Below are 17,841 nucleotides of genomic sequence, written 5' to 3' on the forward strand. Positions count from 1 at the left end.
GGGCGGCCCGGGCGGCAACCAGCCTCCGACCTCAAGTTCCCTTGAGGTCAAGCGCCGCCGGCGGGAATCCCGGCGAGCGCCTTGAGCGCCAGCGACGCCGCCGTGATCCCGCTGGTGAACGCCACCTCCGAGAGGACTCCCGGCGCCGCCACCTGGTCCCCCGCGAGGAAGACGCCGGTCCCGCCCCGGTCGATGCGGGGCCGGTCCCGCCAGGTGGTGCCCGGCGGGTCGACCGCGCCCGTACGGCCGTTGGCCAGCGCCTCGCGCCGCCAGACGGTGCGTTCGCGCCAGCCGGGGAACCCGAGGTCGAGCAGGTGCTCGGCGCGGGCGAGTCCTTCGGCCCGGGGCGTGCCGGGGCCGATCGGGATCTGCCCCTGGACGAGCTGTTCGCCGTCCGGGGCGAGGGACGGGTCCTGCGCGGTGAACCGTTCGAGCCACCCCGGGGCGTCCAGGTCCGAGACGACGAACGGGTCGCCCCGGCGGGTACGGAGCGCCAGGTCGAGGAGGACCGTACGCCCGCCGGGCCAGCGCAGCCCGTCGTCCTTCAGGAGGCGCCGGGCCGCGTCCAGGGACGTCGCCACGATGACGGGGCCGTCGGGCAGGGTGTCGATCCGGGTGGACGTCTCGATGCGTACGCCCAGGTTCCGGGCATGTCCGGCCATCCGCTCGGTGAGCCTTCCCCAGCCGCCGGCCGGGTACGTGGCCTCCGGCGGCAGCGCGGCGGCGCGCCGCAGCCGCTCCTGGACGAAGGCGGCGGAGAGCGAGCCCGGGTCGTGGTGGAAGAGGGCCACGGCGACGTAGTGCGCGGCGGCGCGGGCGGTGGCGGGGCCGGCCCGCTCGGCGGCCCAGGTGAGGAAGTCCACGTCGGTGGGGGCCCGTTCGGCGCTGCGGCGGGCGAGGGCGAACAGACCGACGGGCGGGGTACGGCGCAGCGCGCCGCCGTGGTGGAAGCGGAAGCGGGCGGCCTCGTGCAGGGGCGGGTTCGCCAGGGGGCCGAGCAGCCCGCGCTGCTTGAGCCAGTGCCGGTGGGGCCCGCGCCGGTAGAGGGCGTGCGGCCCGTCGTTGGCCGCGTACGGGCCTTCGGCGGTTCTGGCCCGGCCGCCGAGGGTGCGATGGGCCTCGTGGAGGGTGACGCGGGCGCCCGCCTCGGCGGCGGTGATGGCGGCGGTGAGCCCGGCGAGTCCGCCGCCGACGACGGTGATGCCGGTGCTCGGGCTCCGGCCGGTGCTGGGGCTGGGGCTGCTGCCCATGGTGGCCTCTCTCCCTCGTTCGCGTGATCGCGTGCCGGGCGGCGCGCTCACCCAGGTGACGTGCGGTGGCCTGTCGGATGTGACATCGGGGGCGTTGTCAGTGCCGTAGGCCACCATGGGGGCATGGCGAGGAAGACGGCGAAGAGCGGGACGGTTGCGGCGCGGCGGGCGGAGGTGCGGCTCCCGCCGCTGAGCCCGTACGGCGGTGATCTGGAGCCGGACGGGGATTACGACGGCCTGGAGTTCCAGGGCCTGGACCTGGGCGGGCAGGACGGGCCGGGCGGGCGGTTCATCGACTGCGCGCTGCGGGAGTGCGCGCTGGACGAGACGGGGTTGGCGCGGGCGCGGTTCGTCGACTGTGTCCTGTCGGGTGTCCGGGGCGTGGGTACGGACCTGTCGGGGGCGTCCCTGCGCGATGTGGAGGTGGCGGACGCGCGGCTGGGCGGCACGCAGTTGCACGGCGCGACGCTGGAGCGGGTGCTGATCAGGGGCGGGAAGATCGACTACCTGAATCTGCGCAAGGCGCGGTTGAAGGATGTGGTGTTCGAGGGGTGTGTGCTGGCCGAGCCGGACTTCGGGGGAGCGGAGCTGGAGCGGGTGGAGTTCCGGGACTGTGTGCTCCGGCGGGCCGATCTGAGCGGGGTCCGGATGAAGGACGTCGATCTGCGGACGGTCGCCGAGCTGGACATCGCCCGGGGGCTGGACCGGCTGGCGGGAGCGGTGATCAGCTCGGCGCAACTGCTGCATCTCGCACCGGCGTTCGCGGCGCAGATCGGTGTACGGGTGGAGGACTGACCGGTCCGGGCCGCCCGGCCCCCGGTAGCCCGGCCGCCCGGTCGTAGGGAAACGCCATGGGCCCCGACCTGGGGGGAGAGGTCGAGGCCCACGCGCTACTCCAGTGGCACGCCATGTGGGTGGGGGGAGGATGCGGTCGCCCGCGTCCCTGGCAGTGCCCCGGCAGACTGCATCTGCCCCGGGACACGCGATGTACGCATGCGGACGCCCGGAACCATGAGTGGGCTGTGTGACGACTGTGCGGCGGCCCTGTGGTGGCTGGGGTGAGTGACTGTGGTGGCTGTGTTCAGCAGCGGGGGAAGCGGCTCTGGAGGTCCCAGACGGCCGGGTTGTCGGCCAGTCCGTCGTGCAGATCGGTGAGGTCCGCGATCAGGTCGTGCAGGAAGTCGCGCGCCTCCCGGCGCAGCAGCCGGTGGCTGAAGGTGAGCGGCGGCTCGTCGCCGTGCATCCAGTCGGCCTCGATGTCGACCCACCCGAAGCGCCGCCGGAAGAACATCCGGTCCGCCGACTCCGTGAAGTCCAGCTCGGCGTACTGCGGGGTGGCGGAGCGGCTGCCGCGCGGGTCCTGGTCGATCCGCTCGACGATGTCGCACAGGGCCCAGGCGAAGTCGAGCACGGGCACCCATCCCCACGCGGTGGACACCTCACGGTCGGCGGAGGTGTCGGCGAGATAGACGTCCCCGCAGAACAGATCGTGCCGCAGCTCCTTGACCTCCGCGCGGCGGTAGTCGGTCTGCGGGGGATCCGGGAAGCGCCGGGAGAGGGAGTAGCCGATGTCGAGCACGCCCCGATGGTCCCACGGCCGGGTGGCGCCGCGTATCGGCGAGTGACCCGGCGTCCCGGGCGCGGCCGTCCGGCCGGGACCGCGCAGGGCCCCGGCCGGAGCCGGGGCCCTGCGCCGGACGTCAGGGATCAGTGACCAGGATCAGTGACCAATGATCGGTGACCAGGGATCAGCGACCAATGGTCGGTGACCGATGGCCAGGGATCGGTGTCCCCGACCCATGAACCATGAACCATGGTCAGAGGTTGACGCCGAAGTCCGTCGCGATGCCCACCAGGCCCGAGGCGTACCCCTGGCCGACCGCGCGGAACTTCCACTCCGCGCCGTTGCGGTACAGCTCGCCGAAGACCATCGCCGTCTCCGTGGCCGCGTCCTCGCTCAGGTCGTAGCGGGCCAGCTCGGCGCCGCCCGCCTGGTTCACGATGCGGATGTACGCGTTGCGCACCTGGCCGAAGTTCTGGCTGCGGGTCTCGGCGTCGTAGATCGAGACCGGGAAGACGATCTTGGTGATGTCCGCCGGCAGGCCCGCCAGGTTGACGTTGATCGCCTCGTCGTCGCCGTCGCCCTCGCCCGTCCGGTTGTCACCGGTGTGGACGATCGTCTGGTCCGGCGTCGCCTTGTTGTTGAAGAAGACGAAGTGACCGTCCGAGAAGACCTTCCCGCCGTCGTTCACCGCGATCGCCGAGGCGTCGAGGTCGAAGTCCGTACCCGTGGTCGTGCGGACGTCCCAGCCGAGGCCGACCGTGACGGCGGTGAGGCCGGGCGCCTCCTTGGTGAGTGAGACGTTGCCGCCCTTGGACAGGCTTACAGCCATGGGATGTCCCTTTCGTTGTCGTGTGCGGGCTTCGAGTCGGCCCCGAAGCTACCGTCATCCGGCATAACGCGGGCAGAGGTCCCGGAGGTTCCGCCCCTCTTTACTTTCTTTACCGAGGAGGGTGACGGCGGCACCGTTTAAGGAGATGACGCGAGGGGCGCCGGCGGGCGACCATGGGGGCATGTCCGGGCCTCCTCATGTCATCCGTGGTTCGGTCTCCCTGCCGGAGGCCGAGCTGATGTGGCGTTTCTCGCGCTCGTCGGGGCCCGGCGGCCAGCACGTCAACACCAGCGACTCGCAGGTGGAGCTGCGCTTCGACCTCGCCGGGACGGAGGCACTGCCGCCGGTCTGGAAGGAGCGCGCGCTGGAGCGGCTGGCGAACCGGCTGGTGGGCGGCGTGCTCACCGTACGCGCGTCGGAGCACCGCTCCCAGTGGCGCAACCGCGAGACGGCGTCCGTACGGCTCGCCGCCCTGCTCGCCGAGGCGACGGCCCCGCCGCCGCGCGCCCGCCGCAAGACGAAGATCCCGCGCGGGATCAACGAGCGCAGGCTGCGCGAGAAGAAGCAGCGCGCCCAGACGAAGCGTGGTCGTACCGGCCGCGACTGGTAAGGGCTGGAAGGGGCCGGACGGGGCGTAGGGGGCGTAGGGCGGGCCTCTGCGGTCAGCCCTGGCTCAACTGGCGGTAGCGGCCCTTGAAGTACGCGAGCGGGCCGCCGTCCCCGGCGGTGAGATCCGCCGTCAGCACCCGCCCGATCACCAGCGTGTGGTCACCCGCCTCCACCCGCTGTTCCGTACGGCACTCCAGCGTCGCCAGCGCCCCCTCCATCAGCGGCGCGCCGCTCACCTCGCCCCGCCGGTACGGGAGGTCCTGGAAGAGGAGCCGGTCGCTGATCCGTCCCTTCATCGAGAACCGGCCCGCGATGTGCCGCTGGTTCTCGGAGAGCAAGGACGCGGCCCACAGCGGCTGTTCGACGAGCAGGTCGTCCATCCGGGAGCCGTTTCGGACGCTGACCAGGACCAGCGGCGGGTCCAGCGAGACCGAGAGGAAGGCCGTCGCCGTCATGCCGGCGTCCTCGCCGCGCGGGCCGTCGAGGGTCAGGGCGGGCTCGTGCGCCGTCACCAGCACCACGCCCGCGGCCAGCCGGGCGAGGGCCGCGCGGAACTCGTCGTTGCTCACCCCCTCAGCATGGGGGACGGCTTCGGTGCGGGGTGCGGGACTCGTCTGGGACACGGGGGAGACGCTAGTCCCGGCGGCCCCGCGCCCGCATCGGACCAGGGGACCAGCCAGGTCCTAGGACCGCGCCGGGACCATGTTCCGTACCGTCCCGGCGCCCTCTTCCCCGTCACGCTCCGCTCTGCTCCCCCGGGGCCCGGACTTGTCTTCCGCAAAGGCGCGGGAGCGCTTCCATCAGGCATTCCACCCCTCTCCGGACCATGTGACTTGAGACACAGAGAGAGGTAATTGTTGACCCTGTGTACCTGGCGAACAGCTCGCTGTGATTCAGTGGCGGGGACAGTGCCACACAAGCGCCGATGAGAATCCTGGAGTTGCTGTCGAGGTCTCGGGGAGAGCGAGCAATGGAGACCGAGTCGGAGCCGTACGTCCGTCTTGCGACCCTGCGGCAGCTGCACGAAGCCGTCGCAGAGCTCAACACCGCACGCAGTCTGGCGGACACTTTGCAGACCGTCGCCGACGGCGTCGTCACGGGCCTCGGCTATGAACTCGCCTGTGTGAATGTCGTCCAGGCCGACGGCGACCTCGTCGTCGCCGCCTTCGCGGGGAGCGCCGCCGCCGAGGCTCTGATCACCGGCCGGGTCGGCTCCCGTATCTCCTGGGATCGTCGGCTCGCCATGGGGGAGACCTGGGGTGACCTGCGGTTCATACCGCACACCGAGGGCTGGGTGCTGCTGGAGGACGACGTACCCCAGTGGTACACCGAAGGCCCCGAGCCCCGCTTCGAGGACGAATGGCACCCCGCCGACCGCCTCTACGCCCCGATGTACTCGGCCGCGCGCAAGGACCCGCCGGCGCACGCCGCCGGGCGCGGGGGCGAGCTGCTCGGCGTGATATCCGTCGACCGGCCGCGCGGCGGCAGGCGGCCCGGACCCTGGGGGCAGGAAGCGCTCCAGATGTACGCGTCCCAGGCGGCCATTGCGATCAGTAACGCCCGCCTCCGAGCAAACATGCAGCGTGCCCTCGTCCGCCTGGAGCGCGAGCAGCAGGCGCTCCGGGCCAGCGAGGAATCCTTCCGCCAGGCGTTCGAGTACGCGCCCAGTGGCATGGCCATCGCCGAGATGGGCGGCGACCAGCACGGCCGGCTGCTGCGCACCAACGACGCGCTCTGCCGCCTCCTGGGCCGCCCCGCCTCCGCGATGCGCCGCCACTCCTTCTCCGACCTCGTCCACCCCGAGGACATCGGCACGCTGCTGCGCACCTCCGCCGAGGGGGGCCGCGCCGAGCTGCGCCTCGGGCGGCGGGACGGCACGTACGTCTGGGTCTCGCTGCGCAACTCCGTCGTGGCGGACACGACGGACGGCCCGCGCCTCCTCCTCACCCACGTCGAGGACATCGAGGAGCGCAAGAGCCGCGAACTCCAGCTCGCCCACCGGGCCTCGCACGACTCCCTCACCGGCCTGCCCAACAGCGCGGAGCTGCGCTCCCGCCTCAGCTCCCGGCTCTGTTCGCGCCCGTTCGGCGTCCGGGAGACCGCCGTCGAGGCCCTGGACGCGGCGTACGGGGGGTACGAGGGCACGGTCCTGTACGAGCCCGGTTACGACGCGTACGACGGCAGTGGCGGCGGCGAGGGGTACGCGGCCACCGCCGGCCCCGGCGACGGGTACTCCACCCACGACGGGTACGAGGAGAGCGCGGGCCACCGAGGCGGCGTACGCGCCGGCAGCGGTGGGATGCCGCCGCTCGGCTCCGGGGGCTTCGACGGCCACGTCCACCTGGTCGCGCCCGGCGAGGGCGCGGCGGACGACGGCACGAAGGGGCTCGCGGTCCTCTTCTGCGACCTCGACGGCTTCAAGTCCATCAACGACCGCTTCGGCCACAACACCGGCGACGAGGTCCTCATCGAGGTCGCGCGCCGGCTCACCACCGGAGTGCGGGACGGCGACACCGTGGCCCGGCTCGGCGGTGACGAATTCGTCGTCCTCGCGGACGGCCTCGGCTCGGCCGATGCCGCCGACCTCGCGGTGCGGCTGCGGAACGCGATCATTCCGCCGATCCGGGTGGACGGCAGGGCCGTCCGCGTCGGCGCGAGCTTCGGCATCAGCTGGGCGAGCTGCGGCATGTCCGTCGAGGAGGTCCTGCAATCCGCCGACCAGCGGATGTACGTCGAGAAGCGCTCGCGCAAGCAGGTCCACCGGCGGGCGGGATGAGAGGACCTCTCAGGCCGGGACCGTTCGGGACAGGGCTGCGACAAGCCCGCGATCGGAAGTTCACCCGAGGGCCCCAGACTGGCTGCCACCCGTCAAGACCCGTTCGTAGGCTTGCCCGTACGAGGTAGGCTCGGCCGGTCGGCGACGCTGGCGAGATGGTAAGGAGTGACCACCGATGACGGCCGGGAACAACGGCGCGAACAAGCCCGAGGACGACGACCCGTTCGGCTACCTGTACGAAGACGGACAGGCGGCGGCGGGCGCCGGTCAGCGGCGCCAAGGCGGTTACGGCTACCCGGGTCCGGCCACTCAGCCGGGCGTCCCCAGGACGTCGTACAACCAGGTCAGGACGGTCGGCGAGCGCCAGTACGGCGGTCAGCAGGCGGCGTACGGCCAGCAGCAGGGCTACGGCCAGCAGCAGGCGTACGGCCAGGCTCCGCACGGCCAGCAGGCACCCCCGCAGCACGGCGCCCCGGCGCACGGTCACGGCCGCCAGAACGGCGCCGCCACGAATCAGATCCCCGCCCAGCGCGGCGGCGGACGCGGCAGCGGCCCGAACACGAGAGGCCTGCTGATCGGCGCGATCGCGGTGGTCGCGGTCGTGGTGATCGGTATCACAGCGGCGCTGCTCTCCGGCGGCGACGACAAGGGCCAGGACGACAACGCGGGGCCCTCGGACCCGTCCGTGTCGACCGGCCAGTCTCCGGAGGCGAGCGCCTCCGAGTCGTCCGGCAAGGACAAGACGGACGGCGACGACTCGTCCGCCGACGGCATCGAACTGCCCAAGCAGGACGCGGCGACCCTCAAGCTGGGGCCGCCCGCCGCGCTCGCCACGGACATAGACGGAGCCGAGGGCACCAACGGCTCGTACGTGACCGGGTTCAACGCGGTCGGCGCCTCGGTGACCTGGACCGCCGAGGTCAAGGAGGCCGGCAGCTACGCGCTCTCCGTCCGCTACGCCATCCCGGCCAAGGACGCCAACGCCACGCTGACCGTCAACGGCAAGGCGAACAACTCCCCTCTCGGGCTGAAGAACTTCATCAACTCGGACGACCCCGATCTGGCGAAGAACTGGCAGACCACGTGGGCGCCGGTCGAGCTCCAGGCGGGGAAGAACACCCTCAAGATCTCCTGCGAGCAGGGCAACCAGTGCGACGCCATCCTCGACTGGCTGGAAGTCACGCCCCCGAAGACGTGACGGGTCCGTCCCCCCCCGTCAGGTCCGGCTCATGGTCCGGTCGGGCTCATGGTCCGGTCCGGCTCATTCGCCCGCGTGGCGGGGGACTTCCGTCACCGTGACGCGCGGCAGCAGCTCCTCGTAGACCCGCGCGTCGAACTCGCCCGCCGCCGGGGCGAGGACCGTCGCCGCCGACAGCGCGACCGCCCGGCTGAGCCTGGCCGGCCACGGCAGGCGCTCCACGAGACCGGAGAGCAGTCCCGCCACCGCCGAGTCGCCCGCGCCCGTCGGGTTGCCGCTGGCCGGTCCAGGGGGCGCCGCGCGCCAGGCGCCGTCCGGGGTGATCGCGATGATCCCGTCGGGGCCGAGCGAGGCGACGACCGCGTGGGCGCCGCGCCGCCGGGCGTCGTGCGTGGCGTGCACCGGCTCGCGGGAGCCGGTGAGCCGGGCGAGTTCGTCGGCGTTCGGCTTGACGAGGTCGGGGCGGGCGGCGACGCCCCGGCGCAGGGGTTCGCCGCTGGTGTCGAGGAGCGCCGGGACCCCGGCGGCGCGTGCCCGGCGGATCAGCTCCGCGTACGCGCCGACATGGAGGCCCGGCGGCAGGCTGCCGCAGAGCGCCACGGCCTCGGCGCCGGTGCGCAGCAGCCGGTCGTAGTGGGAGAGGAAGCCGGTCCACTCGGCGGCGGAGACGACCGGGCCCGGCTCGTTGAGCTGGGTGGTGTCGCCGGTCGAGGCGTCCACGACGGCGATGGTGCGGCGGGTGGCCCCGGCGATCGGCAGCAGCGCGTCGACCGGCCGCGCCGCGCGGGGCCGGCCGCTCCGGGCGGCCGGCCGGCCGGTGCCGCTCAGCAGTTCCCGCAGTACGTCGCCGGTCCGGCCGCCCGCGAACCCGGTGACCACGGCCTCGTGCCCCAGCGCGGCCAGCACCCGCGCGACGTTGACGCCCTTGCCGCCGGGGCGTTCGACGACCTCGCTGACGCGGTGGGTGGTGTGCGGGACGAGCGCGGGCGTGCGGTACGTGATGTCCAGGGCGGTGTTGAGCGTCACCGTGAGGATCATCCATCCCCCTGCCTGGGTACGCGGTCGCGTGATGGAGCGCCGAAGCGATCATGTCAAAAAGAGCGCCCTTGGCCCAGACCCCGGGCCGACGGCTTCCGTACCGACCGCTTCTCTACCGACCGCTTCTGTACCGATGTACCGACCGACCCGCGTACCCGTGCGCGCGCACCCGCCGACCCCGCGTACCCACTGACCCGTGCGCGCGGGTCAGGCGACGCGTGGGTCGACCACCCACTCCCCCTTGCGCAGCACGCCCTTGAGCCCGAACTCCGCGTCCAGCACCACCGCGTCGGCGTCCTTGCCCGGCTCCAGCGAGCCGATCCGGTCGTACGCGCCGAGCAGCCGCGCCGGGTTCGCGGAGATCGCCCGGACGATGTCCTCCACCGGCAGCCGGTCCACCGTCGCCGCCCGCCGGAACGCCGTGTCCTGCGTCAGCGTTGAGCCGGCGATCGAGCCGCCGTCCACCAGCCGCGCCACACCGTCCGTCACCTCGACGGCGAGCGGGCCGAGTTCGTAGCGCCCGTCGCCGAAGCCCGCCGCGTCCATCGCGTCCGTCACGAACGCGACCCGGTCGGCGCCCGCGCGGTGGAACGCGAGCTCCAGGGCGGCCGGGTGCAGATGCGTACCGTCGTTGATCAGCTCGACGGTGACCCGCCCGTCCTCCAGCAGCGCGGCGATCGGCCCCGGTGCCCGGTGGCCGAGCGGCGGCATCGCGTTGAAGAGGTGCGTGGCGACGGTCGCGCCCGCGTCGATGGCCTCGACGGTCTGCTCGTACGTGGCGTCCGTGTGCCCGATCGCGGCGATCACGCCGTGCTCCGCCAGCAGCCGTACGGACTCGATGCCGCCCGGGAGTTCGGTGGCGAGGGTGACCATCCTGGCCGTGCCGCGCGCCGCGTCGATCAGCTTGCGCACCTCGGCCGGGTCGGGGGCGCGCAGCAGCTCCTCGCTGTGGGCGCCCTTGCGGCAGGGGGAGATGAACGGTCCCTCGAAGTGGATCCCGGCGAGGTCGCCCTGCTCGACCAGTTCGGAGAGGAGCCCGGCGCGCTGGGCGAGGAAGTCCATCTCGCCGGTGACGGTGGAGGCGACGAGCGTGGTGGTGCCGTGCTCGCGGTGCGTCCGGATGCCCTTGAGCACGTCGTCCACGGAACCGGAGGTGAAGGAGGCACCGCCGCCGCCGTGGTTGTGGAGGTCGACGAAGCCGGGGACGAGCCAGTGGCCCGTCAGATCCAGCGTGGCGGCGTCCGCCGGGGTGTGGCCCGCGATCCGGCCGCCCTGGACGATCACCCGCCCGCCGTCCACGGTCCCGGTGGGCAGCACCACCCGGGCGCCGGTGAGGACGACGGGTTCGGCGCGTACGGCGGATGTGGCGCGAGCGGCCATCAGGCGGTTACCTCCGGGGCGAGTGGAAGCCCGACGGACGGCCCGTCGGGGTGGGAGGGAGCGGGGGCGGACGAGGTAGCCGCCGGGCGGGACGAAGGGGACGACGTGGCCGAAAGGGGTGACATGGGTGACAGGGGCGATGTGGGCGGTGGGCCGCCGTCGAGCAGGTCCCAGGCGAGCAGCCCCGCCCCCAGGCACCCGGCGGTGTCCCCGAGCGCCGCCGGGACGATCTCGGGGAGCTTCTGGAACGTCACCCGCTCGGCCACCGCCGCGCGCAGCGGCGTGAACAGGGTGTCGCCCGCCTCCGCGAGGCCGCCGCCGATGATCAGGGTGCCCGGGTCCAGCAGCGTGACCGCGGTGACCAGGCCGGCGGCGAGGGCGTCGACCGCGTCGTGCCAGACCCGTACGGCCGCCGGGTCGCCGGAGTCGACGGCCCGGGCGCACTGCGCCGCGTCCGCCTCCGGGTCGCCGCTCGCCCGCCGCCACGCGCGGGTCACCGCGGCGGCGGACGCCAGGGTCTCCAGACAGCCCCGCTGCCCGCAGCTGCACACGCGCCCGTCCGGGCGGACCACGACATGGCCGATCTCGCCGGCCGAGCCGTGGGCGCCGGCCTCTATGGCGCCGCCGATGCCGATGGCCCCGGCGATGCCCGTGCCCAGCGGTACGAACAGGAACCGGTCCGCGCCCCGGCCCGCGCCGAGCCGCCCCTCGGCCAGGCCGCCGGTGCGTACGTCGTGGCCCAGCGCCACCGGTACGCCGTCCAGCCGCGCCGCGAGCAGGTCCCGTAGCGGCAGGTCGCGCCAGCCCAGGTTCGCGGCGTACCGGGCGATGCCGCGCTCCGCGTCGACGATGCCGGGTACGGCGATCCCGGCGGCCACCGCGCCCGCGCCGTAGTGCTCGGCGCCGTACGCGCGCAGCTCCGCCGCGAAGCCGAGAATGGTCTCGACGACGGCCTCGGGGCCGCGTTCCCTGCCGGTCGCGCGCCGCGCCTCGTACAGCAGCGTGCCGTCCGCGCCGACGAGGGCGGCCTTCATCCCGGTGCCGCCCACGTCCAGGGCGATGACGTGTCTGACGTGCCTGTCGGATCTCACGTGGACAGTCTCGCCTGCGGATCCTGAAAGGTCTAGTCCACTACGCCCGCAGCCTCCGGATTGTTGCCTGCGCATACAAAAGAACAGAACATTCACGCCGTGTGGACCCGGGAAATCAGACGTTGCGGAAGCGCAACCGCCGCCCGGTAGACCTCAAACTTCCTATGAGGAAAAATCACTTGTTCGATAGTCAGCACTCGGCAGTCCACAACAGTGCGTCATGGGGGACCGGTCAGGGCCTTACGCGCAGCGAAAGAACAACAAAGGCGGGGGAACAGACCTGTGCGACCTGTACGACAGCGTCACCACGGTTACCGGACAATGGCGGCGGCGGTGGCCGCGTGTGGCCTGACGGCGGCGCTGGCGGGGTGCGGAGGGACCCCGGCGGCCCGGGATGTCACGCTCAAGGTGGTCGCCGCGGAGTACGGCACCAACTCCGAGGACAGCTCCAAGAATTACTGGGAGTCCTTGGCGAGTTCGTTCGAGGCCGACAATCCCGGAATCAAGATCCAGGTTTCCATCCGGCCGTGGAAGACGATCGACACCGATGTCGCGAGGATGGTCGAGGAGGGCAAGGCCCCCGACATCGCGCAGATCGGTTCGTACGCCCACTATGCCAAGGACGGCAAGCTCTACGCCGCCGATGATCTGCTCTCCATACCCGCCCAGTCGAACTTCCTCGACCAGCTCTCGGAGGCCGGAGAGGTCAACCGTATTCAGTACGGGATGCCCTTCGTCGCCTCGACCCGGCTGCTCTTCTACAACAAGGACCTCTTCGAATCGGCCGGGGTGAGCGCCCCGAAGGACTGGGACGACCTCAAGGCGGACGCCGAGGCGCTCAAGGCGGACGGCGTGACGACCCCGCTCGCGCTGCCGCTCGGCACGGAGGAGGCGCAGGGCGAGACCCTGATGTGGCTGCTGAGCGGCGGGGGCGGCTACACGGACAACGCGGACGGCTCGTACAGCATCGACTCGCCGGCGAACGTCAAGACCTTCACCTGGCTCCAGAAGGACCTCGTCGGGGCAGGGCTGACCGGCCCGGTCCCGCCCAAGGACCTGGACCGCGCCACCGCCTTCAAGGCGTTCACCAGCGGCCAGGTCGGGATGCTCAACGGCCATCCGACGCTGATGAAGGACGCGGCGAAGCGGGGCGTCAAGGTCGGCATGGTGCCGCTGCCCGGCGCGGACGGCAAGGCGGCACCCTCGGTCGGTGTCGCCGACTGGATCATGGGGTTCAAGCAGAACGGCCACCGCGAGGAGATCGGCAAGTTCCTGAACTTCTCGTACGAGGACAAGAACGTGCTGAGCTTCGCCGGCCAGTACGACCTGTTGCCGGTCACCTACAGCGCCAACGAGACGATGCTCGCGGACCCGGAGCACAAGGACCTGAAGACGTTCCTGACGGCGCTGCCCGACTCGGAGCTGTTCCCGTACGGCAAGAACTCGTGGTCGCAGGTGAGCGAGAGCTTCAAGAAGAATATCGGCAACGCCGTCGAGCGCGGCGCCAGCCCGCAGGCGGTGCTGGGGCGGATCGCCAGGGACGCGTCGGCGGCTGAGGCGTCCGAGTAGCGTGTCACCGACATGACCACACCCGATCCCGACCCCGACCCCGAGCCCGCCCCCGCCGCCGAGCCCGGGACCGCTCCCGACCCCGATCCCGAGACCGGGACCGCCCCTGCCGTCGAGCATGGGACCGGGACCGCTCCCGCCGCCGAGCCGGCCCCCGCCCCCGGGCTCTCCGCGCGGGACCGGGCCGTGCTCGCCATGGAGGGGCGCGGCTGGCCGGGCCCCGGCGCCAAGGAGCGGGAGATCCGCGAGCGCCTGGGCCTCTCCCCGACGCGCTACTACCAGCTCCTGAACGCGCTGCTGGACGACCCGGCGGCGGCGGAGCACGACCCGGTGACCGTCAACCGGCTCCGCCGGGTCAGGGCGGCGCGCCGCGAACGCCGCTGACCCGGGGCGCGGGCCGGGTTTCCGCCCGTAGGGCCCGTACGGCGGTCGACGTGGATAAGGTCGGAGCATGGGCAGCCACTCGTACTCCCACTCGTACTCCCTGCCGCAGCCGACCACTCCCGCCGGCGCCGACGGCCTGGCCGCGCTTCTCGCCCGGCCCGGCGGAGCCGTCGTCGCGCTCGACTTCGACGGCACCCTCGCCGACATCGTCCCCGACCCCGAACAGGCCCGTGCCCACGAGCGCGCGCTCCCCGCCCTCGCCGCCCTCGCGCCGCGCGTCGCCTCCGTCGCGGTGGTCACCGGACGCCCCGCCGAGGTCGCGGTACGGTACGGCGGCTTCGCCGGGGTGCCCGGGCTGGAACACCTCGTCGTCCTCGGCCACTACGGCGCCGAGCGCTGGGACGCCGCCTCCGGTACGGTCCACGCCCCCGCCCCGCACGAGGGCGTCGCGGCGGTACGTGCCGAACTCCCCGGCTTCCTCGAACAGTTCAGTGCCTGGCGCGGCACCTGGATCGAGGAGAAGGGCCGGGCGGTCGCCGTCCACACCCGCCGCGCCACCGACCCCCAGGCGGCCTTCGAGGCGCTGCGCGACCCCCTCGCCGAACTCGCCGCGCGCCACGGCCTGATCGTCGAACCGGGCCGCATGGTCCTGGAGCTGCGCCCGCCGGGCGTCGACAAGGGCGTGGCGCTGCTGGAGTACGTCCGCGAGGTGGGCGCCGAGACCGTCCTGTACGCGGGCGACGACCTGGGCGACCTGCCGGCCTACGCGGCCGTCGAGAAGCTCCGCTCGGAGGGCCACCCGGGCCTGCTGATCGCCAGCGGCACCGAAGTCCCCGAACTGGCCGAACGCGCCGACCTCGTCCTCCCGGGCCCGGCGGCCCTGGCTGACTTCCTGGCCGCTCTGGTTCCGTCCATGGACTGAGGACCGTGAGCTGAGGCCCGTGGGCTGAGGTCCATGGGCGGAGCGGGGCCTCAGGCCCGCAGCGCCTCCAGCTGGTCCAGGAACCAGCGCTGCGGCGGCAGGGCCGTCGCCGCAGCGGCCAGGCGCTTTGCGCGGTCCGCGCGGTCGGCGGCGGGCATGGTCAGGGCCTCGTGGAGGGCGTCGGCCGTCGCGCCGATGTCGTACGGGTTCACCACCAGCGCGTCCTCGCCCAGCTCCGCGCAGGCGCCCGCCTCCCGGGAGAGGACCAGCGCGCAGGCGCGCTCCGAGAGGACGGGGATCTCCTTCGCGACCAGGTTCATGCCGTCGCGGATGGGGTTGACCAGCGCCACGTCGGCCAGGCGGTACGCGGCCAGGGAGCGGGCGAAGTCGTCGAGGACGTGCAGCACGACCGGGGTCCAGCCGGGCGTGCCCAGCTCCGCGTTGACCGCGTCGGCGGTCCGCCGGACCTCCGCCGTGTAGTCGCGGTAGACCGCCAGGTCCTGCCGGGAGGGGTACGCGAAGGCGACGTGGACCACACGCTCGCGCCATTCGGGGTGGTCGAGCAGGAGCTGCCGGTAGGCGAGCAGGCCCCGGACGATGTTCTTGGACAGCTCCGTACGGTCCACCCGGACGATCGTCTTCCGGTCGGCCCCGTCCGCCGTCCGGCCGATCTGCTCGCGCAGGGTCACCATCCGCTCGGCCACGTCCGGGCGGTGCGCGCGCTCGCGCAGGAAGTCGCCGTCCGCGCCCAGCCCGTGGACCGCGAGGTAGGTCCGGCCGTCCGCCGGGCCGTCACCGGCGCGCGGGTAAGTGAGGTACGGCGGCCCGCCGTCCACGGCGCCGTCCTCGGGCCAGTGCGCCGTCAGCCCGCGGCCCGCCAGCACGGCGCGGGCGCACTCCTTGAACGCCCCGGCCCACCGCCGGGTCAGGAAGCCCAGCCGGTCGGCGCCGAGCAGGCCCAGCAGCAGCCGCTCCGCGATGTCGTCGGGCAGCAGCCGGAAGTACTCCGGCGGCGCCCACGGGGTGTGTGAGAAGTGCCCGATCCTGAGGTCGGGGCGGAGCGCCCGGAGCATCCCCGGGACCAGCGCCAGGTGGTAGTCCTGCACGAGGACCGCCGCGCCCTCGGCCGCCTCCTGCGCCAGCGCCTCGGCGAAGGCGCGGTTGTACGTCTCGTACGCCGCCCACCGCTCGCGGAACTCCGGGCCGAAGGACGGCTCCAGGGGGGTCTGGTAGAGCATGTGGTGGACGAACCAGAGCGTGGAGTTGGCGACGTCGTTGTACGCGGCGGCGTACACCTCGGGCTCGATGCCCAGCATCCGTACCCGCTGCCCGCCCGTGTCGGCCGGGTCGAGGCGGCCCTCCGTGCGCCGCACGGCCTCCCGGTCGCCCTCGCCGAGCGCCGCGCACACCCAGAGGGCGTCGTCGTCCGAGCCGATGGCCGACAGCCCCGACACCAGTCCGCCGCCGCCGCGCCGGGCCTCCAGCGTCCCGTCGTCGCGCCGCGTGTACGAGACGGGGCCGCGGTTGGAGGCCACGAGGACACGGGCGGGCGCGGGGGTGCCGGAAGCTTCTGACGGCTCGGTAACCATGTCGCGAAACCTAGCCCGTCCCGGAAACGCTCAAACGTACGGCTCGTGTGACGTACCCGGCCCCGGGAGCCTCCCCCGCTCGGAAGCCGCCCGGAGGCCGCCCGGAGGGCACCCGGCGGGCTCTCTAGTCGCGCCTCCCGCGCGCGGCGGCCAGCGCGACCACCCCCGCGCCCGTCAGCGCGAACGCCATCCCGCCCAGCAGCCACAGCCGCTCGGCCGTGGTGCCGACCTGTGCCAGCACCACCCACGTGAGTTCCGAAGCCCCCGAAAACGTGCGATTCATTCCCATGAGGGAGCAATGTAGGCAAATAGTGAGATGATCCGACGTTACGCCGCGCGTCCGGCCGTGTACTCCGCGATCTCCCGCATCGGCGGGCGCTCCTCCGTGTCCACCGTGTGCGTCCGCGGTACGAAGCCGTCCTCACCCCGCTCGAACTGCGTCAGCAGCGGCCGTACGAGATGGCCCCGCTGGAGCCGCAGCTGCGCCGTACGGTAGATCGCCGCGGCCATCCGCCCCAGCGCCCGGTCGTCCTGGTGGCGGTGGAGCCGTACGCCCACGTCCACCTGGGCCAGCGCGTCGAGCCCCACCGTGTGCAGCGCGTCCACCAGCAGGCCCAGCTCCACGCCGTACCCCACCGGGAAGGGCAGCCGCTCCAGCAGCGAGCGGCGCGCCGCGTACTCCCCGCCCAGCGGCTGGACGAAGCCCGCCAGCCGGGGCCAGTGCAGGTTGAGCAGCGGGCGCGCCACCAGCTCGGTCACCCGCCCGCCCTGGCCGGCCTCCGGCGCCGGCCCCTGGCGCAGCGGGCGGTCGTACATCGCCTTCACGAACTGCACCTCGGGCTCGGTGAGCAGCGGGCCCACGATCCCCGAGACGAAGTCCGGCGAGAACTCCCGCAGATCGGCGTCGACGAAGCACACGATGTCACCGCGCGTCACCAGCAGCGACCGCCACAGCACCTCGCCCTTGCCGGGCAGCGCGGGCAGCCGCGGCAGGATCGTGTCCCGGTGGACGACCCGCGCGCCCGCCGCCGCGGCGACCTCGGCCGTACGGTCGGCGGAGCCGGAGTCGATCACCACCAGCTCGTCGACCAGCCGGACCCGCTCCATCAGCTCGCGCCGGATGACGGCGACTATCGCGCCGACCGTCTCCTGCTCGTCGAGCGCCGGCAGGACCACGCTCACCGTGGCGCCGCGTGCCGCCTTCGCCGCCAGGAGCCGGTCGAGCGTACGGTCCCCCGCCGACCAGGAACGCCTGGTCAGCCAGTGCTCCACCTCTTCCAGCACGTTCGGTACTCCCTGCGCGCGTTCTCTGTCAGGTGCGTGATGTCTCATGGCTCGTACGTCGGCACGCACGCCGGCGTACATGCCGCAACGTGATCCATCTCGCGGTGCGGACGACTATCTCAACCCTCCGCCCCTTCGGTTACAGTCTTGAACAACGCGAATGACCACGGCATGCCGGGGTCAGCACGTGAACAAACACACCGGACCAAGGCTCCGGCGTCATAGCGCTCATCCAGAGGGACTGAGGGAACGGCCCGTTGAAGTCCCGGCAACCCTCCCGCCGACCATGAGGTCACGGTGGGGAAGGTGCCAATTCCGTCTTGTGGCGAAGTACGTCGCGAGGAAGATGAGGAGAAAG

16 protein-coding genes, 1 pseudogene and 1 riboswitch are annotated in these 17,841 nt (G+C 72.8%); of the genes and pseudogenes, 7 read left to right on the top strand and 10 right to left on the bottom strand.

All coding sequences use genetic code 11. The annotated features are described in order from the left end of the window. Positions 1-47 precede the first annotated feature (47 nt). Positions 48-1,250, bottom strand: a complete 1,203-nt coding sequence (locus ACFXKG_RS13940; RefSeq protein ID WP_384837135.1) for an NAD(P)-binding protein — start codon at positions 1,248-1,250, stop codon at positions 48-50. A gap of 123 nt (positions 1,251-1,373) precedes the next feature. Between ACFXKG_RS13940 and ACFXKG_RS13945 the strand changes: the two genes are divergently transcribed. Continuing rightward, positions 1,374-2,045, top strand: a complete 672-nt coding sequence (locus ACFXKG_RS13945) for a pentapeptide repeat-containing protein (protein WP_384837138.1) — start codon at positions 1,374-1,376, stop codon at positions 2,043-2,045. A gap of 286 nt (positions 2,046-2,331) precedes the next feature. On the opposite strand, the gene ACFXKG_RS13950 is transcribed toward ACFXKG_RS13945, so the two are convergent. Both ACFXKG_RS13950 and ACFXKG_RS13955 read right to left on the bottom strand, forming a co-directional pair. Beyond that, entirely contained in the window at positions 2,332-2,829 is a 498-nt protein-coding gene (locus ACFXKG_RS13950) for a hypothetical protein (RefSeq protein ID WP_365815301.1), read from the bottom strand. 238 nt (positions 2,830-3,067) lie between these two features. Continuing rightward, on the bottom strand, positions 3,068-3,643 hold the full coding sequence (locus ACFXKG_RS13955; RefSeq protein ID WP_384837141.1) for a TerD family protein: 576 nt from the start codon (positions 3,641-3,643) through the stop codon (positions 3,068-3,070). A gap of 181 nt (positions 3,644-3,824) precedes the next feature. On the opposite strand from ACFXKG_RS13955, the gene arfB reads away from it, so the two are divergent. Beyond that, a complete protein-coding gene (gene arfB, locus ACFXKG_RS13960; protein ID WP_384837144.1) occupies positions 3,825-4,253 on the top strand; it encodes an alternative ribosome rescue aminoacyl-tRNA hydrolase ArfB in 429 nt (142 codons plus the stop codon). 52 nt (positions 4,254-4,305) lie between these two features. On the opposite strand, the gene ACFXKG_RS13965 is transcribed toward arfB, so the two are convergent. Further along, entirely contained in the window at positions 4,306-4,875 is a 570-nt protein-coding gene (locus ACFXKG_RS13965) for a flavin reductase family protein (RefSeq protein ID WP_384837147.1), read from the bottom strand. A gap of 347 nt (positions 4,876-5,222) precedes the next feature. Here ACFXKG_RS13965 and cdgB point away from each other — a divergent pair, with 347 nt between their 5' ends. Both cdgB and ACFXKG_RS13975 read left to right on the top strand, forming a co-directional pair. Continuing rightward, positions 5,223-7,028: a diguanylate cyclase CdgB gene (gene cdgB / locus ACFXKG_RS13970; RefSeq protein ID WP_384837150.1), complete on the top strand. Its 1,806-nt coding sequence runs from the start codon at positions 5,223-5,225 to the stop codon at positions 7,026-7,028. Positions 7,029-7,203: 175 nt separating this feature from the next. Continuing rightward, the gene (locus ACFXKG_RS13975; protein WP_384837153.1) at positions 7,204-8,226 is read left to right on the top strand and encodes a CBM35 domain-containing protein; all 1,023 of its coding nucleotides are present in this window, start codon (positions 7,204-7,206) and stop codon (positions 8,224-8,226) included. Positions 8,227-8,289: 63 nt separating this feature from the next. On the opposite strand, the gene ACFXKG_RS13980 is transcribed toward ACFXKG_RS13975, so the two are convergent. From ACFXKG_RS13980 to ACFXKG_RS13990, 3 genes and pseudogenes are all read right to left on the bottom strand, one after another. Further along, positions 8,290-9,264: a 1-phosphofructokinase family hexose kinase gene (locus ACFXKG_RS13980; protein ID WP_384837156.1), complete on the bottom strand. Its 975-nt coding sequence runs from the start codon at positions 9,262-9,264 to the stop codon at positions 8,290-8,292. Between the two features lie 207 nt (positions 9,265-9,471). Beyond that, the gene (gene nagA, locus ACFXKG_RS13985; RefSeq protein ID WP_384837159.1) at positions 9,472-10,644 is read right to left on the bottom strand and encodes an N-acetylglucosamine-6-phosphate deacetylase; all 1,173 of its coding nucleotides are present in this window, start codon (positions 10,642-10,644) and stop codon (positions 9,472-9,474) included. A gap of 161 nt (positions 10,645-10,805) precedes the next feature. Further along, positions 10,806-11,693 (bottom strand): annotated as a pseudogene (locus tag ACFXKG_RS13990) (ROK family protein); the annotation flags it as partial. Between the two features lie 363 nt (positions 11,694-12,056). On the opposite strand from ACFXKG_RS13990, the gene ACFXKG_RS13995 reads away from it, so the two are divergent. The 3 genes from ACFXKG_RS13995 (at position 12,057) to otsB (ending at position 14,610) form a co-directional block, all read left to right on the top strand. Beyond that, the gene (locus ACFXKG_RS13995) at positions 12,057-13,304 is read left to right on the top strand and encodes an extracellular solute-binding protein (protein ID WP_384837519.1); all 1,248 of its coding nucleotides are present in this window, start codon (positions 12,057-12,059) and stop codon (positions 13,302-13,304) included. A 12-nt stretch (positions 13,305-13,316) separates the two neighbouring features. Beyond that, entirely contained in the window at positions 13,317-13,688 is a 372-nt protein-coding gene (locus ACFXKG_RS14000) for a DUF3263 domain-containing protein (RefSeq protein WP_384837162.1), read from the top strand. Between the two features lie 67 nt (positions 13,689-13,755). Beyond that, a complete protein-coding gene (otsB, locus tag ACFXKG_RS14005; protein WP_384837165.1) occupies positions 13,756-14,610 on the top strand; it encodes a trehalose-phosphatase in 855 nt (284 codons plus the stop codon). Positions 14,611-14,660: 50 nt separating this feature from the next. Here the strand turns inward: otsB and ACFXKG_RS14010 are convergent, their stop codons facing one another. The 3 genes from ACFXKG_RS14010 to ACFXKG_RS14020 form a co-directional block, all read right to left on the bottom strand. Beyond that, entirely contained in the window at positions 14,661-16,199 is a 1,539-nt protein-coding gene (locus ACFXKG_RS14010) for a trehalose-6-phosphate synthase (RefSeq protein ID WP_384837169.1), read from the bottom strand. A 124-nt stretch (positions 16,200-16,323) separates the two neighbouring features. Beyond that, the gene (locus ACFXKG_RS14015; protein ID WP_384837171.1) at positions 16,324-16,482 is read right to left on the bottom strand and encodes a hypothetical protein; all 159 of its coding nucleotides are present in this window, start codon (positions 16,480-16,482) and stop codon (positions 16,324-16,326) included. 44 nt (positions 16,483-16,526) lie between these two features. Further along, positions 16,527-17,483, bottom strand: a complete 957-nt coding sequence (locus tag ACFXKG_RS14020; RefSeq protein WP_384837174.1) for a glucosyl-3-phosphoglycerate synthase — start codon at positions 17,481-17,483, stop codon at positions 16,527-16,529. A 225-nt stretch (positions 17,484-17,708) separates the two neighbouring features. Next, positions 17,709-17,836: riboswitch (SAM riboswitch) on the top strand. Positions 17,837-17,841: the final 5 nt, after the last annotated feature.

This window comes from Streptomyces sp. NPDC059255 (genome assembly GCF_042752355.1).
Classification (GTDB): Bacteria; Actinomycetota; Actinomycetes; order Streptomycetales; family Streptomycetaceae; genus Streptomyces.